This window comes from Hymenobacter sp. YIM 151500-1, assembly GCF_025979885.1.
GTDB lineage: Bacteria > Bacteroidota > Bacteroidia > Cytophagales > Hymenobacteraceae > Hymenobacter.
Genome location: NZ_CP110139.1, coordinates 676,692 through 695,513 on the forward strand (window position 1 = coordinate 676,692; position 18,822 = coordinate 695,513).

Below are 18,822 nucleotides of genomic sequence, written 5' to 3' on the forward strand. Positions count from 1 at the left end.
GAGAGGTGAGAAGTGAGACGATGTTCTAGTGGCGCTGGCGTCAGAACATCGTCTCACTTCTTACCTCTCACTGTCTCATGTCTAAAATCTACACCATTCCCTCCTCGGCCAGCTCTATGAACCGCGCGACGCGGTGGGGGAGCAGGTCGGGGTTTACTTTTTCCAGGGGGTGCGGGGTGTTCATGATGATTTCGAACTGGGCCCGGGGCATGTAGTCGGCGAAGCGGCGGGAGGCGTCCACGCCGGCGGTTTGGTCCAGCTCGCCCACCAGCACCTGCACGGGTACTTCCAGCGTGGCCAGGTTATCGGCCGTGAGCAGGGGCGCGTCGCCGAGGCTGCGCATGAGGGCGGCGGTAGCGGCGAGCAGCTCGGGCAGCGGGGTAGGGGCGTGCAGGCGCGTCAGCTGCTCGGCAAAGTGGGGCACTTTCTCGCGCATTCGGTCAGCGTCCAGCCGCCGGGTTTCGGTGGCGGCCGTAACGGGCGTCCAGTCGAACTTGGTGCCGAGCGTGGTGATGCTGCGGAAACGGGCCGGGGCGCTGACTGCGGCCGCCAGCGCCGCGTAGCCGCCCATGCTGTACCCGAATACGTGCGTGGAAGCCACCTGCTGCTCATCCAGCAACTGCAGCACCTCGGCCGCCAGCTGGCGCATCGAAAACGCCCCCACCAGCAGGGGCCGCCCGCCGTGCCCCCCGAAACCCAGGGTGCGCACCTCGTACGCCCCGGCCAGCTCCCTGGCCAACGGTTTCAACTGCACTTCCGTGGCCAGCGCCCCGTGCAGCAGCAGAAGAGGATGTTTCATGTGGTGGGGACGCCTTGCCCGCGTCTAGTCTTTGTTGGGTAGGGGCGCGTCGCACGCGCCCGGTCTTTGAACGGTATCGAATGGATGTTCAACCACTACGTATCGTTACCGTTCATTGCCGGCGGGCGCGTGCAACGCGCCCCTACGGTGCTACCTGCTCGGCCAGCTTGCCCAGGTCCAGCCCGTCGAATGTGCCCGACGACATCATCAGCAGGTTGGTGTTCTGCCAGTTTTGCGCGTGCAGGAAGGCGGCCAGCTCCTGGCTGTTGGTAAACACGCGCAGGTCGGGGCGCCGGAAGGCCTGCTGCACGGCTTCGGGCGGCAGCGGGGGCAGGCGCTTGTGCTCCAGCACGTGCGGGTTGAAGTAGACCACGGCCACATCGGGCGCGTCGAAGCAGTGGGCGTACTGGGGCAGAAAGGCCGGGTTGAGGGAGCTGAACGTGTGCAGCTCCAAGCAGGCCACCAGCTTGCGCTGCGGATACTGCTTTTTGAGGGCCGCGGCCGTAGCCTTGAGCTTGCTGGGCGCGTGGGCGAAGTCCTTGTACACCACCGCCGTAGCGCCTTCCCGCACCAGCTCCAGGCGGCGGGCCGCGCCTTTAAACGTGGCAATGGCCTCGTAGAAGTCTTTGCCCTTAATGCCCAGGTACTTGCACACTTCCTTGGCCGCCGAGATGTTGCGCAGGTTATGCTCCCCAAACACCTGCACGGGTATCTCGTCGTCTTTTTTGGTAATGAGGAAGGTCTTGCCCTGGCGAATCACGTGCTCGTGCGGGCCGTAGCCGATGTACTTCACGTCGGGGTTGCTGGGCACGGTCACCAGCTGCACCTGCTCGTCGTCCTGGTCGTAGATGAGCGTGCCGGCCTTGGGCGTCATCTCCGCAAAAATCTTGAACTGCTCCCGGTAGATTTCCTCGGTCGGAAACACGTTGATATGGTCCCAGCTGATGCCGGAAATCACCCCGATGTGGTGGTGGTAGAGGTGAAACTTGGGCCGCCGGTCGATGGGCGAGGCCAGGTACTCGTCGCCCTCGATGATGATGACGGGCGCGTCGTCGGTGAGCTGCACCATTAGGTCGAAGCCCTCCAGCTGGGCGCCCACGGCGTAGTCGAACTGCCGCTTGTGGTAGCGCAGCACGTGCAGGATGAGGGAGGTAATGCTGGTTTTGCCGTGGGAGCCGCCAATCACCACCCGCTGCTTGTTGCGCGAGGCCTCATAAATAAACTCCGGAAACGAGTACACCCGCAGCCCCAGCTCCTGGGCCCGCAGCAGCTCGGGGTTGTCGGGGCGGGCGTGCATCCCGACGATGACGGCATCGAGGTCCGCGGTAATCTTTTCCGGAAACCAGCCCTCGGCGGCCGGTAGTAGCCCGGCCGCCGCCAGCCGGCCTTTAGCAGGCTCGAAGATTTCGTCGTCGGAGCCCGTGACGTGGGCGCCGCGCCGGTGCAGGGCCAGGGCCAGGTTGTGCATAATGCTGCCCCCGACGGCAATCAGGTGCAGGCGTTGGAGCGAGGAGGGAGTAGAGGTCATTCAGAATAAGAGAGTAACGGGCGGCAAAGGTAGGCATGTAGCACATGCTGTAGCTTGTACCGGCGCTGGCCCTTCGGTGGTGCGTCGGCCGCGCGTTTGGGGCGGGTCGCCCAGCTACCGTTCCGAGAAAAGCAGTTACGCCGGAAAACGGTTGGTGTCCGGCACAACCCAGAGGCAGGTAAGCCAACGCCGGCACAAGCTACAGCATGTGCTACACTCTCCTCATCATACACAAAAGAAACATTTTATGCCAGCCCCGACTTCTTGGCCCCAGCCGTTAGCTTTGTAACCCCCCGGCCCCAAGCGCCGGGGTGGGCGAAAGAAAATTCGCCCAAAACCGGCCCAACCTGCTTACCTTGTAGTACACACCTGCTGATGAACGACCGGATGGATGACCGCCTGAAACAATCGGCCGCGCGGGCCAAAGCTGCCCTGATTAACCGCCCCGCCGTAGTGCCGATGGGCGGGCCGGCGGGTAAGCTGCCGCCCCAGGCCCTGGAGCTGGAAGCCGCCGTGCTCGGCGCCCTCATGCTCGAAAAGGACGCCCTCACCACCGTTATCGACATCCTTAAGCCCCAGAGCTTCTACAAGGACGGCCACCAGCGCATCTTCAAGGCCATCCTGAATTTGTTCGACAAGTCGGAGCCAATTGACATTCTCACCGTCACGCACGAGCTGCGCGAGATGGGCGAGCTGGAATCGGCGGGCGGGGCGCACTACGTGGCCAACCTCACGTTCAAGGTCAACTCGGCGGCCAACATCGAGTACCACGCCCGCATCATCACCGAAAACGCCATCAAGCGGGAGCTGATCAACATTGCCAGCACCATTCAGCGCGACGCCTTCGAGGACACCACCGACGTGTTTAACCTGCTGGACGCCACCGAGCAGGCCCTGTTTGAGGTGTCGGAGTCGAACATCCGCAAGAATTTCGACGACATGCGCAGCCTGATGGGCAAGGCCATCAAGGAGCTGGAAGAAAAGAAAGACCAGAAGGACGGTCTTACCGGCGTACCCTCCGGCTTCTCGGCCCTGGACCGTGTGACGAGCGGCTGGCAAGCCTCCGATTTAGTGATAATTGCCGCGCGACCGGGCATGGGTAAGTGCCTCGGCAAAGGCACGAAAGTGCTGATGTACGACGGCACCCTGCGCAATGTGGAAGACGTACAGGCTGGCGAACTGCTCATGGGCGACGACTCCACCCCGCGCCGGGTGCTCAGCATCGCCCGCGGCCGGGAGCGGATGTACTGGGTGCGCCAGAATAAGGCCGAAGCCTACCGCGTCAACGAAAGCCATATTCTTTCGCTGAAACGCTCGCGCAACGAGGGCCCGCACCGGAACGGCGACGTACTCAACATTACGGTAAAAGACTGGCTCAGCAAGTCCGCCAAGTTCCGCACCAACTACAAAGGCTACAAAGTGCCCGTAGAGTTTGCGGCTCAGGAAGTGCCCGTAGACCCCTACTTCCTCGGGCTGTGGCTGGGCGACGGCAGCACCGACAATTGCCGCATCACGGCCCAGGACCCGGAAATTATCAGCTACCTCAGCGAGTACGCCGACGAGCTGGACCTGCAAGTAACCGTGGGCGTAGTGGCCAACCGCTGCAACTCCTACGGCATCACCCGCGGCCGGCAGGGCGGCAGCCTCGCGCAATTTTCCTTGCAAGACGAACTGCGTCAGCTGGGCGTGCTCGGCGACAAGCACATTCCGCAGCACTACCTCATCAATAGTACCGAAAACCGCCTGCGCCTGCTGGCCGGGCTGATTGATTCGGATGGCCACCTGGACCCGGTTTCCAACGGCTACGAAATCACTCAGAAACACCATCGTCTGGCCCGCCAGATTAAGTTCCTGGCCGATTCGCTGGGCTTTCGTACGTCCCTGAAAAAGAAGCGGGCCGCTATTAGCGCCATCGGCTACGAAAGCGAGGTGTACCGGGTGCGCATCTACGGCGACATTGACCGGGTGCCGGTGCGGGTGGCGCGCAAGCAAGCCCAGCCCTGGAAAAGCCCGGTGGACTGGCGCCTGACCGGCATTTCGGTGGAGTTCGACAAAGAGGACGACTACTACGGCTTCAGCATCGACGGCAACCGGCTGTTTCTGCTCCAGGACATGACCGTGACCCACAACACGGCCTTCGTAGTCTCGGCCATGCGCAACGCGGCGGTGGAGTTCAAGAAGCCGGTGGCCATCTTCTCCCTGGAAATGTCCTCGCTCCAGCTCGTGAACCGTTTGATTTCGGCGGAAGCAGAGCTGGATTCCGAGAAAATCAAGAAGGGCAACCTGGCCGACTACGAGTGGGCCCAGCTCAACCACAAGATTGCGGCCCTGTCGTCGGCCCCGATTTACATTGATGATACGCCGGGCCTGAGCATCCGGGAGCTGCGCACCAAGTGCCGCCGCCTCAAAGCCCACCACGACATCTCGATGATTATTATCGACTACTTACAGTTGATGACCGGCAACACGGATGGCAAAGGCGGAGGCGGCAACCGTGAACAGGAAATTGCCTCGATTTCTAGGGCGCTCAAGGGCATTGCTAAGGAGTTGAACGTGCCTGTGCTGGCTTTGTCCCAGCTGTCGCGCTCCGTGGAAACTCGCGGCGGCGACAAAAAGCCCCAGCTCTCGGACCTGCGCGAATCGGGCTCCATCGAGCAGGACGCCGACATGGTTATCTTCCTGTACCGGCCTGAGTACTACAAGATTACCGAGGACGAAATGGGCAACCCCACCCAGGGCATGGGCGAGGTTATCATTGCCAAGCACCGCAACGGCTCCCTCGAAACCGTGCAGCTCAAGTTCATCGGCCGCTTCACCAAGTTTGCCGACCTCGACGGCGTGGGCTTCGGCGACGCGGGCGCCTTCAACGCCGGTGCTTTCCCCACCAGCACTTTTGACGACGACCAATCGGGCTTCGCGCCCAACACCATCCGCCTGGGCTCCCGCATCAACAACGACGGTCCGCCGCCCGCCCAGCCCTTCCCCCGCAGCACCTTCGACGACGGCCCGCCGCCGTTTTAATACAGTGCTTCTCTGAAGCGTCAGATGGCAACATCTGGCGCTTTTTTTCGGCTGCGCAATTAGGTGTAACGCGAAGTTTCTCTTCGCGACTCGCACGGCGCAACTTGCACGGTCGGTATAGTGCTGTGCTGGTCCAGACGGTCGCGAAGTGAAACTTCGCGTTACATTTCGGCATGAAACCCCTGCTTCGCCCCGACCTGACTTTTCGCCTGAACGGCCGCCTGTGGGTGGAGACGGACGACGACCGGTTTATGGGAATTGGGCGGCTGGAACTGCTGACGCTGATCCGGGAGCAGGGCTCCATCTCGAAGGCGGCTCAGCAGATGGGCATGTCGTACAAGCGGGCCTGGGAACTGGTGGCCTCGCTGAATGCCCAGGCGGCGCGGCCCTTGGTGCTGACCCAGGCTGGCGGCAAGCGCGGGGGCGGGGCCGAAGTGACGCCGGAAGGGGAGGCCCTGATTGCCGAGTTCCGGGAGTTGCAGGCGCGGTTTCAGGAGTTTTTGCGGGCTGAGGCGGTGCGGCTGCTGTAAAGGGTATTTCTCGCAGTGTTGCGCAGTGGAAAGGCGCAGTGGTTCGCAGTGTGCTGACGTCTGAATACTGCGAACCACTGCGTTTTTCCACTACGCAACACTGCGAGGAACTCGTCCGCAAAAACCAGCTAACCAATCCGAACATCCATCGTTATGTTTGAAGAAATATAACGGTCATATGAGAGACTTTACTCGCCCTATTATTCTGCTGCTGCTGCCGGCCCTGGCTGCCGCGCAAACGCCCGCCGATACGGCCCGCCGCACCCAGCAGCTGGGCGAGGTAGTAGTGGCCGCTTCCAGGGTCGAGGAAAGCATTTTACAATCCCCCGTAACGGTGGAGAAGCTCACGGCCCGGCAGCTACGGCTCACGCCGGCGCCTACGTTTTTCGATGCCCTCGAGCACGTGAAGGGCGTGCAGATGATAACCGCCAGCCTGGGGTTTCGGGTGCTGAACGCCCGGGGCTTCGCCAACACCACCAACGTGCGCTTCGCCCAGCTCGTGGACGGCATCGACAACCAGGCGCCCCACATCGGCGCGCCCATCGGTAACGTGCTGGGGCCGAGCGACCTGGACGTGCAGGCCGTGGAAATTGTGCCCGGCACGGCGGCCGCCCTCTACGGCCTCAACTCCATTAATGGGTTGGCCAACATCAGCACCCGCAACCCCTTCCGGAGCGAAGGGCTGAGCGTGCAGCAAAAGGTGGGCGTCAACCACCTGAACAACCCCTACACCCGAGCCCGGCCCTACTCCGAAACGGCGGTGCGCTACGCCAAGGCGTTGAGCGAGAAGTGGGCCTTCAAGGTGAACGGCACCGTGCTGCGCGGCTACGACTGGCTGGCCGTAGACCCCACCGACATCAACCCCCGCGGCAACGCCACCACCGGCCTGCTGGGCGCCGACAACCCCGCCCGCGACCCGGTGAACAGCTACGGCAACGAGTCGTCGAACCGCACCACGCTGCTGCTGGGCGGCAAAAGCTACCAGGTGGCCCGCACCGGCTATGAGGAGCGCGACGTGACCGACTACCACCTGCGCACCTTGCGCTACGACGCGGCCCTGCACTACAAGCTGCCGGGCGCCGCCGAGCTGGCCTACACCTACCGCGGGGCCCACCTCGACAACGTGTACCAGCGCAGCAACCGGTTCCGCCTCGACGACTACCGCCTCCAGCAGCACGCCTTCCAGCTCACCGGCCCCGTGGTGCAGGCGCGCGTGTACCTGACCCAGGAAAACACCGGCCGCAGCTACAACCTCCGCTCGGCGGCCGAAAATCTGGACCGCAGCTTCAAAACGGATGCCCGCTGGAACCAGGACTACACCGCCGCCTGGAACGCGGCCGTGCAGCAGGGCCAGTCCGTAGCCCAGGCCCACGCCACGGCTCGCCAAGCCGCCGACGCCGGGCGCCTGCAACCCGGCACGCCGGCCTTCGAGCAGAAGCTGAAGGAGTTGTCCGACATCAACAACTGGGACCAGGGCGCGGCCCTGCGCGTGCAAGCCAGCCTGCTGCACGCCGAAACCCAACTGAACCTGTCCGAGGCCCTGCGCCGCGCCGGCCGCTCAGCCCTGCCCGCCTGGGTCGACCTGCTGCTGGGCGCCGACCACCGCACCTACTTCATTGAGCCCGACGGCAACTACTTCATCAACCCCGAAGCGGGTGAAGACCCCTTCAGCACGCTCACCTACGGCAAAACCGGGGGCTTCGTGCAGGCTGGGGCGCGGCTGCTGCCGGGCGAGAAGCTGCGGCTCACGGCCACGCTGCGCGCCGACAAAAACGACTACTTCACTGCCCGGTTTACGCCGCGCTTCACGGCGGTGTACTCGCCCACGGGGCGCCACCACCTGCGCACCAGCTTCCAGAGCGGCTACCGGTACCCGAGCTTGTTTGAGGGCTTCTCCAACGTGAACAGCGGGCAGGTGAAGCGAATCGGGGGGCTGCGGGTGATGTCGGCGGGGGTGTTTGAGAACAGCTATTTGCGCAGCTCGATTGATGCCTTTAACGCGGCTGTAACGGCCGCCATCAACGCTAATACCAGCGCGGCCAGCGCGGCCGAGAAGCGGCGACTGGCCATCGAGCAAAACCGCGGGCTGCTGCGCCGCAACCCCTACACCTACCTGCGGCCCGAGCACGTGCGCGCCCTGGAAGTGGGCTACAAAGCCGCCCTGCTGCCCGGCGGCCGCTTGCTGCTGGACGCCGACTTTTATTACAATGCCTACCGCGACTTTATAGCCCAGGTGGAGGCCTACGTGCCCAAAACCAACAACCCCGACTCGGCGGCCATCTACCTCAGCAGCCGCGCCACTCAAAACCGCTACCGCCTCTGGACCAACGCCCAGAGCCGGGTGTATACCTACGGCGGCTCCCTGGGTTTGCGCTACGAAGCGGCCGGCGGCCTACTGGCCGGCGCCAGCGCCACCTACGCCCGCCTGGACCGTACCGAGTCGGGCGACGGACTGGAGGACGGCTTCAACACCCCGCGCTGGATGCTCAACGCCAGCTTGAGCCACGACGACGTGTGGCGCCGCCTGGGCTTCGGGCTGAACTACCACTGGCAGGCCCGCTACTTCTCCCAGACCTTCCTCGTGACCGGTACCGTGCCGGCCTACCACACCCTCGACGCCCAGCTCAGCTACCACCTGCCCACGCCCAACCTGCGCCTGAAGCTGGGCGCCAGCAACGTGCTGAACAATTACTACGTGAGCTACCTGGGCGGCCCCAGCGTGGGTGGCCTCTACTACCTGAGCGTGACCTACGGGCTGTAGCGCATGGAAAAGGTAACGCGAAGTTTCACTTCGCGAGGCGCTTGAACGACCTCCTATGTGCCATCGTGCTGCTGCCTCGCGAAGTGAAACTTTGTGTTACATCTGCTTAGCCGCAACGCCAGGCACTAGCGTGGCGTATGCCGGGTAAGCCAGCTGTGGCAGCTGCCGCGGCTGGGGTATCTTCTACATTCCTGGCTTATGAATCCAAACTCGACACTGCCTGGCCTGGCTGATGTGGCGCCGCCGCCCCCTGCCAGCCCGATTACGCTCCGCATCAACGGGCGCGACGTGCGCCTGCAACTGGCTCCCTGGACTACTTTGCTCGACGCCCTGCGCGAGTACGCCGGCCTCACGGGCACCAAAAAAGGCTGCGACCATGGGCAGTGCGGCTCCTGCACGGTGCTCGTGGACGGCAAGCGCATCAACTCCTGCCTTACGCTGGCCGTCATGCAGGAAGGCCACGACATCACCACCATCGAAGGCCTGGGCACCGAGCACGACCTGCACCCCTTGCAACAGGCCTTCATCAAACACGACGCTTTTCAGTGCGGCTACTGCACGCCGGGCCAGATTTGCTCAGCCCAAGGCCTCATCAACGAAGGCAAGGCCCGCACCGAAGCCGAAATCAAGGAGCTGATGAGCGGCAACCTCTGCCGCTGCGGCGCCTACGTTGGCATTCTGCAAGCGGTGAAGGAAGTAGTGGATAAGGAATTAAAAATTAAAAATTGAGAATTAGAAATGGCTTTTCCGCGCTAGTGGAAGCCCTTGGCCGTGAGCCCAATTCTTAATTTTTAATTCTCAATTTTTAATTGACACCATGCATCCATTCACCTATCACGCGGCCACGGCGGTTGAAGACGCCGTGCGCCAGCATAGCCAGCGGCCGGCGGCCCAGTACATCGGGGGCGGCACCAACCTGCTGGACCTGATGAAAGAAGACGTGGAGCGCCCGGCCCACCTTATCGGCCTGGGCAAGCTCCCGCTGGCGGCCATTGAGGCCGGGCCCGACGGTGGCCTGCGCCTGGGTGCCCTGGCTACTAATGCCGACACGGCCTGGCACCCGGAGGTGCAGCGCCGCTATCCGCTGCTGAGCCAAGCCATTCTGGCCGGGGCCTCGCCCCAGCTGCGCAACATGGCCACCAATGGTGGCAACCTCATGCAGCGCACCCGCTGCTACTACTTTTACGACACGGCCACGCCCTGCAACAAGCGGGAGCCCGGCTCGGGCTGCTCGGCCATCGGGGGCTACAACCGCATCCACGCCATTCTGGGCCATAGCCCGCAGTGCATTGCCACGCACCCGTCCGATATGTGCGTGGGCCTGGCCGCCCTGGGCGCCACGGTGCGCGTGAGCGGCCCCCAAGGGGAGCGGGCCATTCCGTTCCGGGACTTCCACCGCCTGCCCGGCGACGCTCCGCACATCGACAACACCCTGCGGCCAGGGGAGCTGATTACGGCTCTGGACCTGCCCAATGAGGATTTCAGCCAGCACTTCACCTACCTGAAGCTGCGCGACCGAAGCTCCTACGCCTTTGCCCTGGTGTCGGTGGCGGCGGCTTTGCAGCTCGACGGCGACACCATCCGGGCGGCCCGCCTGGCCCTGGGCGGCGTGGCCCACAAGCCCTGGCGCGACGAAGAGGCCGAAGCCATGCTGCAAGGCCAGCCGGCCACGCCCGCCACCTTCCGCCGGGTGGCGGCGGCCGTGGTGCAGGGTGCCCACGGCTTCGAGCACAACACGTTCAAAATTGAGCTGGCCAAGCGGGCTATTGTGCGGGCCCTCCGCCAGGCCACCGCCATGAGCCAGCCCCTGAATCCCAACGTCTTCCTAAACTCGAACCCCTGATGAGCACCACCAACTATATTGGCAAGGCCCCCAGCCGCGTAGATGGCCCGGCCAAAGTGACGGGCGCCGCCCGCTACTCCGCCGACTTCGACGTGCCCGGCCCGCTGCTCTACGGCTTCGTGGTGAGCAGCTCGGTAACCAAGGGCCGTATCGTAAGCGTGTACGCCGACGAAGTGCGGGCCATTCCGGGCGTGGTGGAGGTGTTTTCGCACGAAAACGTGCCCCACCTGGCCTGGTTCGACTACAACTACAAGGACGATACCGCCCCCGGCGGCTCACCGTTCCGGCCCCTGCACAACGCCGACATCAAGTTCAGCCAGCAGCCCGTAGCCCTCATCATCGCCGAAACCTTTGAGGTGGCCCGCTACGCGGCTACCGTTCTGCAGATTGAGTACGAGGTAGACGACCACCTGACCGACCTGGAGCTGCGCCGCGACGACGGGTTTGAGCCGGGCAAAAACAAAATCGGCTTCGTGCCGCCGCCCCCGCCTCGCGGCAACGCCGACAAAGCTTGGCGGCGGGCCACCTACCGCATGGAGGCCGAGTACATTCACGGCACCCAGCACCACAACCCCATGGAGCTGTACGCCACCATTGCCGAGTACCACCCCGACGGCAAGCTTACGGTGTACGACAAAACCCAAGGCGCCATCAACAGCCAGAAGTGGCTGGGCAAGATTTTCAACAAGAGCGGCGATGACCTGCGCGTCGTCAACCTCTACAACGGCGGGGGCTTCGGCTCGGGGCTGCGGCCCCAGTACCAGGCGTTTATGGCCGTGCTGGCCGCCCTGGAGCTGAAGGCGTCGGTGAAGGTGGTGCTCACGCGCCAGCAGATGTTCAGCTTCGGCCACCGCCCCCACACCTTGCAGTACCTGCGCCTGGGCACCCACCCCGATGGCACCCTGGCCGCCCTCCAGCACCACGCCCTGCACGAAACCTCGCAGTTTGAGGAGTACACCGAAAACGTGGTAAACTGGTCGGGTATGCTCTACCAGTGCGACAACGTGACGCTGGGCTACCAACTGTCGCGCCTCGACGTGTACACGCCCCTGGACATGCGCGCCCCCGGCGCCGCCACGGGTTCGTTTGCCCTGGAAGTGGCCATGGACGAAATGGCCTACGCCGCCGCCCTCGACCCGCTGGAGTTCCGCATCCGCAACTACGCCGAGCAGGACCAGAACCTGGACAAGCCGTTTTCGAGCAAGAAGCTGATGGACTGCTACCGGGAAGGCGCGGCCCGCTTCGGCTGGGAAAACCGCCGCCGGGCCGTGCGCTCCATGCGCGACGAAAACGGTCTGCTGGTGGGCTGGGGCGTGGCCGGGGGCGTGTGGGACGCCGCCCAGATGCCCGCCCGCGCCGAGGCCATCCTCTCGGCCGACGGCCAGCTCACGGTGCGCAGCGCCACCGGCGAAAACGGCACCGGCACTTATACCATCATGACCCAGATAGCAGCCGAAACCTTGGGCCTGCCCCTGGGCGCCGTCAAGTTTGAGCTGGGCGACTCCGACCAGCCGTTTGCCCCCGTGCAGGGTGGCTCCTGGACGGCCGCCTCGGTGGGCACGGCCGTAAAATACGTGTGCGAAAACCTGGGCGAGCAGCTCTTCAAGCTGGCGAAGAAAATGAAAAGCTCCCCGCTGAAAGGCGCCAGCTTCGACGAGGTGGAGTTTGTAAACGGCCAGCTGCGCCTGCGCCAGGACCCCGACCGCGCCGTAGTGCTGCGCGAGGTGCTGCAAGCCAGCGGCAAAGAGGAGCTGAAGGCCACCACCACGGCTCTGCCCAACAAGCTCAAGCAGCACAAATACTCCATGCACTCCCACAACGCGGTATTTGCCGAGGTGAAAGTGGACGAGGAGCTGGGCACCGTGCACGTTACGCGCGTGGTCAACGCCGTGGCCGCCGGCCGCATCCTCAACCAGAAAACCGCCCGCTCCCAGGTGCTGGGCTCCATTGTGTGGGGCATCAGCATGGCCCTGATGGAAGAAACCGTTATGGACCACGCCTTCGGGCGCTACATGAACCATAACTACGCCGAGTACCACATTCCCGTCAACGCCGACATCCACGACATCGACGTGGTGTTTGTGGAGGAGCAAGACGACATCGTGAACCCGCTGGGGGTGAAGGGTATCGGCGAAATCGGCCTGCTGGGTGTGGCCGCCGCCATCACCAACGCCGTGTATCACGCCACCGGCAAGCGCGTACGGGAGCTGCCGATTTACCTGGACAAGCTCCTGTAGCGTAAGCTTTAGCTTGCGCCGTCAGCCTCGAAGAAAAGCCCCGGAACCTGCTGGTTCCGGGGCTTTTTGTTAAAAGCAGAAGGTGACTCTCGGGTTGGCTTAGATTTTCTGGATTATGACTGGTCCAGCTGGTATATCACTGCCAGTATTCAGGTGTTCATGAATTTGTGGAGACAGGGCAGTTAGCACCTGGTACTGACTGATTGTTGCCGACAGAACAAAGACTGTGATTGTGTATTTAGTGAAGTTTTGCTGGTGCTGCAAATTCTTGTCGAATGTCAGTAGTGCATCAAATCCTTCATCTAACATTAGCTGCAACAGCTCACCGTTTTTGATGCCATTCCAGCCCTTGTCCCGTACGGTAAACACTTCGTGCTCTGAAAAATCCTGCTTGAGGCGCTTTGGCATGTTTTCGTCAAGCAACAGCCGCACACAGTTGCTCTACGTTGTGGGAAGTCAACAGCTTGTTAGCTAGGTCAAGTAAGGCCACTGCCTGTGCTCGGGCGACGGTAGGAAAGTCATCCAGAAATTCATCGAGTGGCACCCCGGCCTCTAAATGGTCGAATAACGACTCAACCGGTACGCGCGTACCGGCAAAAACGGGTTGCCCACCCATAATGTCGGGGTCACTGGTAATCAGGTCTTTGATGTTCATGTCTAAAGATACACTCTTCAGCTAAGTGCATTGAGGAAGTCTCGTAACTTCTCCACCCAACTCATGTTGTGCATCCATGGCTGCCGTGCCAGAACAAGCACCTCTACGTATGCCCACGCTTCACGACCTCCATACCACCGCCGCCGGCTTCCAGCGCACCGATAAGATGCCGGTGCTGTTCGTCGGGCACGGCTCGCCGATGAACGCCCTGGCCGACAACGCGTTTACCCAAACGCTGCATCAGTTGGGGCTGGACATCCGCAACCGGCAGCCGCCGCGGGCCATTCTGGTGGTGTCGGCACACTGGCTCACGCGGGGCACCTTCGTGGCCCTGAACGAGCTGCCCGAAACCATCCACGACTTCGGCGGCTTCCCGCAGGCTTTGTTCGACATGCAGTACCCCGCGCCCGGCGCCCCCGACGTGGCCCGCGAGGTACTGGCGGCCCTGCCCGATGCCCATGGCACCGACGAGTGGGGCCTCGACCACGGCTCCTGGACCATCCTGCACCACCTCTTCCCCGACGCCGACATTCCGGTGTTTCAGCTCAGCATTGACTACTACCGGCCCCTGAGCTACCACGCCGAGCTGGCCCGGCAGCTGCAGTTTCTCAGGCGGCGCGGGGTGCTCATCATCGGCAGCGGCAACATCGTGCACAACCTGCGCCAGAGCATGCCCAAGCTCATGCAGAACGACCCCACGCCCTACGCCTGGGCTCAGGAGTTCGACGAGTGGGCCAAAATCAAAATAAACCAGCGTGACTTAGCCGCCCTGGCCCACTTCCAGCAGGCCGGCGCCAGCGGCCCCCTGGCCGTGCCCACCCCCGACCATTACATCCCGCTGCTCTACAGCCTAGCCCTGGCCGAGCCCGACGACGATATCCGCCACGCCTACGAGGAAGTAAGCTTCGGCGGGCTTAGCATGCGCACGTTTGTGGTGGGGGAGCGGTAGAAGATAAATAGCCAACTTGCATTCATGCTTCGATACGTCGGCTTTGCGTTGCTGCTGACGGGATGTGCCCGCTACCGTCAACCAATGGGTCTCGCACCTGCTGCACAGACTGGCGGCTATGTCAACGTTTCTGTGCGGGTAGACAGCCTCCGCTTGCTCGACCCAGCCCGAAATCGGCTGATTCCGGTGGCGACGTACGGGCCAGCCGGGGAGGTGCGAGGCAGGAAATTACGGATAGCCCTGCTGAATCATGGCTATGGCGGGCGCAACACGGAGTATTCCTTTCTGGCCCGTGCCCTGGTAGCGCATGGTTATTTTGTAGCGAGCATTCAGCATGAGTTGCCTGGCGACGAGCCCATTGCCAACACGGGGAAGCTGGTCGAAACGCGGCGGCCCAACTGGCAGCGCGGGGTAGAGTCCATGCGGTTTGTCTTACGTGAGCTACACCGAATCCATCCTTCCCTGAGCCACCGCCACACGTTGCTGGTGGGGCATTCCAACGGCGGCGACATGGTGATGCTGTTTGCACAGCAATACGCTGAGTTGGTTGGGGAGGTCATTACGTTGGACAACCGCCGCATGCCCTTTCCACGCTCAGCCCGGCCGCGGTTGCTCTCCCTGCGTTCCGGCGACCAGCAAGCCGATACGGGCGTACTACCTTCGCCAGCCGAGCAGGCCCGGTGGAATATGCAAGTGGTGACAATGCCCGCCACCAGGCACAACGACATGTGGGATGGCGCTACCGAGGAGCGGAAGCAGGAGATGGTAGCGCTGATTAGTCGTTTCCTGGCAAATGGGAAGCCATGGTTCAGGCGCTCAGGCCCGGCACTGCACAACCGGCCTTGAGCAATGTCTTCTGGCGGCGGCTGTAGCAACGCAAAGACGCGCTTTCATAGCCGCCGGTTTTTACAAGCTACTTCGCAACAGGTGTAGCTCTATGCTTTTTGCAGAAGCCTCAGAAATCTTCCTCGCCCTCAACCCAGAAATCCAGCAGACTCTCCTGCCCGATGTGGGGCGCGAACTTGGCAGCCAACGCTTCTAAATCGGGGCTGGTTTCCATTGTTATCCAGCCTTCCAGGCCGGGGTAGTGGCACTGGCGCTGCACCTGGTACTGCGGGCCCGGCAGCAGCGCGAAACGCAGCACCGGCAGCAGGTAGACGAAACGGAGGATTTCTGCGGTGCTCATGCCCATTTCATCGGGGCCGTAGGGGTACTCGTACACCGTCACGGCGTCGGGCTCCACGTCGAAGCGCAGAATCTGGAGCGGGGAATACTGGGTTACAACTTCGCGCACGGTTTCCAGCATGGCGGGCGGCACCTGCGTGGGCACGATTTTGCGCAGGGTAGTTTTGCCGTCTTCCGGGTATTCGTACCACTCGTAGCCTTCCGGCATGGCTTCCAGGATTTCTTCGGGCGGGTAGCGGGTGTAGTCTTTGACGATGTAGTACCGGACGCCGCCCTTCTTGGCGCGCACGGCGCGGGCGTAGTAGGTTTCCTGGCGGCGGTTGGTGTAGGTCAGGGGCATCAGCAGAACGGCTACGGGGCAAATGATGGCGAAGAAAACAGGTTGCTGCGAAAAACAAGGGTACTGATGCAGTATTAACCAATGCCAGTGCTACACCAGCCACTTTGGAAGAGGAAGCGCAGGGCTTGGGTGGTCTTGGACAGCTCTGTAGATAGGTGGGCAGGTGCTTGTTTGACGGGCTTTCCGGCTTTTTTCGGCGCACCCCACCACCAGACCACCCCGCCCCGGCCCCAGGCCCACCCGAACCCCCGCGCGCCAGCTGCCGTACTTTTGCGCTTGACCTACGCTTACCCTATTGCAATGACCCAGGAACAGCACCGCCTCCAGCAGGCGGATACCGGCGCCGCGCCCTGGAAAAAGTTTGGCCCCTACCTCACCGAGCGGCAGTGGGGCACCGTGCGCGAAGACTACAGCCCCCACGGCAACGCCTGGGACTATCTCACCCACAACATGGCCCGCAGCACCGCCTACCGCTGGGGCGAGGACGGCCTAGGCGGCATTTCCGACGACGAGCAGCGCCTGTGCCTGGCCGTGGCCCTCTGGAACGGCCAGGACCCCATGCTCAAAGAGCGTCTGTTTGGCCTCACCAACGGCCAGGGCAACCACGGCGAGGACGTGAAAGAGCAGTACTACTACCTCGACAGCACCCCCACGCACTCCTACCTGAAGATGCTCTACAAGTATCCGCAGCAGGAGTTTCCGTACGGGGAGCTAGTGCGCGAAAACGCCCGCCGCAGCCGCCAGGAGCCCGAATACGAGCTGCTCGACACTGGCATCTTCGACGAAGGCCGCTATTTCGACGTGTTCATCGAGTACGCCAAAGCCGCACCCGACGACCTGCTGCTGCACGTGACGGTGCATAACCGCGGCCCCGCGGCGGCCCCGCTGCACGTGCTGCCCACGCTGTGGTTTCGCAACACCTGGGCCTGGGGCCACGCCGAGCAGCCCGCGCGGCCCGTGCTGCGCGCCACCGGCCCCGGCGCGGCCCTGGCCGAGCACCCCACCCTGGGCCGCTACCATCTGTATTGCGACGACGAGGCGGCCCCGCTGCTGTTCTGTGACAACGACACCAACTACCGCCGCACCGGCGGCCCCGCTACTTCGGCCCGCTTCTTCAAGGACGGCATCAATAACTACCTGGTGAAGGGCGACGCCGCGGCCGTGAACCCGGCCCAGGAGGGCACCAAGCTAGCCGCGCATCACCAGCTGGTAGTACCGGCTGGGGAGGCCCGCACCGTGCGCCTGCGCCTAAGCCACCCGGAGCAGTCCGCTCCTTTTGCCGACTTTGATGCCGTTTTTGCGGCCCGCCGCCAGGAGGCCGACGAGTTCTACGACTGCCTCCAGGAAGACCTGCCGCCCGGCTCCGACGTGCGCAACATTCAGCGCCAGGCGTTTGCGGGCCTGCTCTGGAGCAAGCAGTTTTACTACTATGACGTGACGCAGTGGCTCGACGGCGACCCGGCCGGTGCGCGCCTGCCCGCCAGCCGCCGCCAGGGCCGCAACAGCAACTGGCGCCACCTGCGCAACCACGACATCATCTCCATGCCCGACACGTGGGAGTACCCCTGGTACGCGGCCTGGGATTTGGCTTTCCACTGCCTGCCGCTGGCCATGCTGGACGCCGAGTTTGCCAAGCAGCAGCTGCGCCTGCTCTGCCGCGACTGGTACATGCACCCCAGCGGGCAGCTGCCGGCCTACGAGTGGAACCTCAACGACGTGAACCCCCCGGTACACGCCTGGGCCACGTGGCGGGTGTACCAGATGGACAAAAAGCTGCGCGAGGGTCGCGGCGACACGCAGTTTTTGGAGGCCGTCTTTCATAAGCTCACTCTCAACTTCACGTGGTGGGTGAACCGCAAAGACAAGAGCGAGCGAAACATCTTCGAGGGCGGCTTCCTGGGCCTCGACAACATTGGGGTGTTCGACCGGAGCGCCCCGCTGCCCACGGGCGGCACCATTGAGCAGTCGGACGGCACGAGCTGGATGGCCATGTTTGCCCTGAACCTGATGCGCATGGCCCTGGAGCTGGCCCGCACCAACCCCGTGTACCAGGAAATGGCCGGCAAGTTTTTCGAGCACTTCCTCCACATCGCCGACGCCATGACCCACGGCGGCGACGGGCAGTTCAACCTCTGGGACGAGGACGACCAGTTCTACTACGACGTGCTGCACACCCCCGACGGCGTGCGCACCAAGCTCAAGGTGCGCTCTATTGTGGGGCTGATTCCGCTGTTTGCGGTGGAGGTGATAGAGGAAGAGTTGCTGGAGGCTGCCCCCGAGTTTACGGAGCGGGCCCGCTGGCTGCTCGAAAACCGTCCCCACCTGGCCCGCCTCGTGAGCCGCTGGCAGGAGCAGGGCCGCGGCGACCGGCACAAGCTGTCCTTACTGCGCCAGAGCCGCCTGCGCAGCCTGCTGCACCGCATGTTGGACGAGAACGAGTTCTTGTCGGACTACGGCATCCGGGCCCTGTCGCGCTACCACCTCAACGAGCCCTACGTGTTCAGCACCCCGGAAACTGACTTCGTGGTGCAGTACGTGCCCGGCGAGGCCGAGAGTAGCATGTTCGGCGGCAACAGCAACTGGCGCGGCCCCATCTGGTTTCCCATCAACTACCTCATCATCGAGTCGTTGCAACGCTTCCACGCCTACTACGGCGACGCCTTCACCGTGGAATTTCCCACCGGCTCCGGCCAGCCGCACACGCTGCTGCAAGTCGCCGACGCGTTATCGAAGCGGTTGTCGCGCTTGTTTTTGCAAGACGCCACCGGCCGCCGCCCTGCCCTCGCCGAGGCCGGCCCACTCCAGCAAGACCCCCACTTCCGCGACTACCTGCTCTTCCACGAGTACTTCCACGGCGACACCGGCCAGGGCCTCGGCGCCAGCCACCAAACCGGCTGGACCGCCCTCATCGTGCGGCTGTTGAAGGGGTAAAGTGGGGAGGTGTTATTGCGAGGACGCAGGACGAAGCACCTGG

14 protein-coding genes are annotated in these 18,822 nt (G+C 63.2%); 9 read left to right on the top strand and 5 right to left on the bottom strand.

Annotated elements, in window-relative coordinates:
* Positions 1–88: 88 nt before the first annotated feature.
* Together OIS53_RS02700 and OIS53_RS02705 are read right to left on the bottom strand one after the other, a co-directional pair.
* Positions 89–799: an alpha/beta fold hydrolase gene (locus OIS53_RS02700; protein ID WP_264680848.1), complete on the bottom strand. Its 711-nt coding sequence runs from the start codon at positions 797–799 to the stop codon at positions 89–91.
* A 142-nt stretch (positions 800–941) separates the two neighbouring features.
* A complete protein-coding gene (locus tag OIS53_RS02705; RefSeq protein ID WP_264680849.1) occupies positions 942–2,327 on the bottom strand; it encodes a UDP-N-acetylmuramate--L-alanine ligase in 1,386 nt (461 codons plus the stop codon).
* Between the two features lie 459 nt (positions 2,328–2,786).
* Here OIS53_RS02705 and dnaB point away from each other — a divergent pair, with 459 nt between their 5' ends.
* The 6 genes from dnaB (at position 2,787) to OIS53_RS02735 (ending at position 12,719) form a co-directional block, all read left to right on the top strand.
* Complete coding sequence (gene dnaB, locus OIS53_RS02710; RefSeq protein WP_264682298.1) at positions 2,787–5,348, top strand: replicative DNA helicase; 2,562 nt, start codon at positions 2,787–2,789, stop codon at positions 5,346–5,348.
* Positions 5,349–5,521: 173 nt separating this feature from the next.
* Positions 5,522–5,878: a winged helix-turn-helix domain-containing protein gene (locus tag OIS53_RS02715; RefSeq protein WP_264680850.1), complete on the top strand. Its 357-nt coding sequence runs from the start codon at positions 5,522–5,524 to the stop codon at positions 5,876–5,878.
* 178 nt (positions 5,879–6,056) lie between these two features.
* The gene (locus OIS53_RS02720) at positions 6,057–8,639 is read left to right on the top strand and encodes a TonB-dependent receptor (RefSeq protein WP_264680851.1); all 2,583 of its coding nucleotides are present in this window, start codon (positions 6,057–6,059) and stop codon (positions 8,637–8,639) included.
* Between the two features lie 198 nt (positions 8,640–8,837).
* Positions 8,838–9,368 carry a (2Fe-2S)-binding protein gene (locus tag OIS53_RS02725; protein ID WP_264680852.1) on the top strand — a complete coding sequence of 177 codons (531 nt, stop codon included), beginning with the start codon at positions 8,838–8,840 and terminating at the stop codon, positions 9,366–9,368.
* Positions 9,369–9,456: 88 nt separating this feature from the next.
* The gene (locus tag OIS53_RS02730) at positions 9,457–10,482 is read left to right on the top strand and encodes an FAD binding domain-containing protein (RefSeq protein WP_264680853.1); all 1,026 of its coding nucleotides are present in this window, start codon (positions 9,457–9,459) and stop codon (positions 10,480–10,482) included.
* Positions 10,482–12,719, top strand: a complete 2,238-nt coding sequence (locus tag OIS53_RS02735) for a xanthine dehydrogenase family protein molybdopterin-binding subunit (protein WP_264680854.1) — start codon at positions 10,482–10,484, stop codon at positions 12,717–12,719. The genes OIS53_RS02730 and OIS53_RS02735 overlap by 1 nt, the downstream gene beginning before the upstream one ends.
* 99 nt (positions 12,720–12,818) lie before the next feature.
* Here OIS53_RS02735 and OIS53_RS02740 read toward each other — a convergent pair whose 3' ends face one another.
* Both OIS53_RS02740 and OIS53_RS02745 read right to left on the bottom strand, forming a co-directional pair.
* The gene (locus OIS53_RS02740) at positions 12,819–13,127 is read right to left on the bottom strand and encodes a hypothetical protein (RefSeq protein WP_264680855.1); all 309 of its coding nucleotides are present in this window, start codon (positions 13,125–13,127) and stop codon (positions 12,819–12,821) included.
* 7 nt (positions 13,128–13,134) lie between these two features.
* Positions 13,135–13,374: a DUF433 domain-containing protein gene (locus OIS53_RS02745; RefSeq protein ID WP_264680856.1), complete on the bottom strand. Its 240-nt coding sequence runs from the start codon at positions 13,372–13,374 to the stop codon at positions 13,135–13,137.
* Between the two features lie 109 nt (positions 13,375–13,483).
* Here OIS53_RS02745 and ygiD point away from each other — a divergent pair, with 109 nt between their 5' ends.
* Positions 13,484–14,323, top strand: a complete 840-nt coding sequence (gene ygiD, locus OIS53_RS02750) for a 4,5-DOPA-extradiol-dioxygenase (protein WP_264680857.1) — start codon at positions 13,484–13,486, stop codon at positions 14,321–14,323.
* 24 nt (positions 14,324–14,347) lie between these two features.
* Complete coding sequence (locus OIS53_RS02755; protein WP_264680858.1) at positions 14,348–15,169, top strand: alpha/beta hydrolase; 822 nt, start codon at positions 14,348–14,350, stop codon at positions 15,167–15,169.
* Between the two features lie 109 nt (positions 15,170–15,278).
* Here OIS53_RS02755 and OIS53_RS02760 read toward each other — a convergent pair whose 3' ends face one another.
* Complete coding sequence (locus OIS53_RS02760; protein ID WP_264680859.1) at positions 15,279–15,848, bottom strand: hypothetical protein; 570 nt, start codon at positions 15,846–15,848, stop codon at positions 15,279–15,281.
* A 300-nt stretch (positions 15,849–16,148) separates the two neighbouring features.
* On the opposite strand from OIS53_RS02760, the gene OIS53_RS02765 reads away from it, so the two are divergent.
* Entirely contained in the window at positions 16,149–18,779 is a 2,631-nt protein-coding gene (locus OIS53_RS02765; RefSeq protein WP_264680860.1) for an MGH1-like glycoside hydrolase domain-containing protein, read from the top strand.
* Positions 18,780–18,822: the final 43 nt, after the last annotated feature.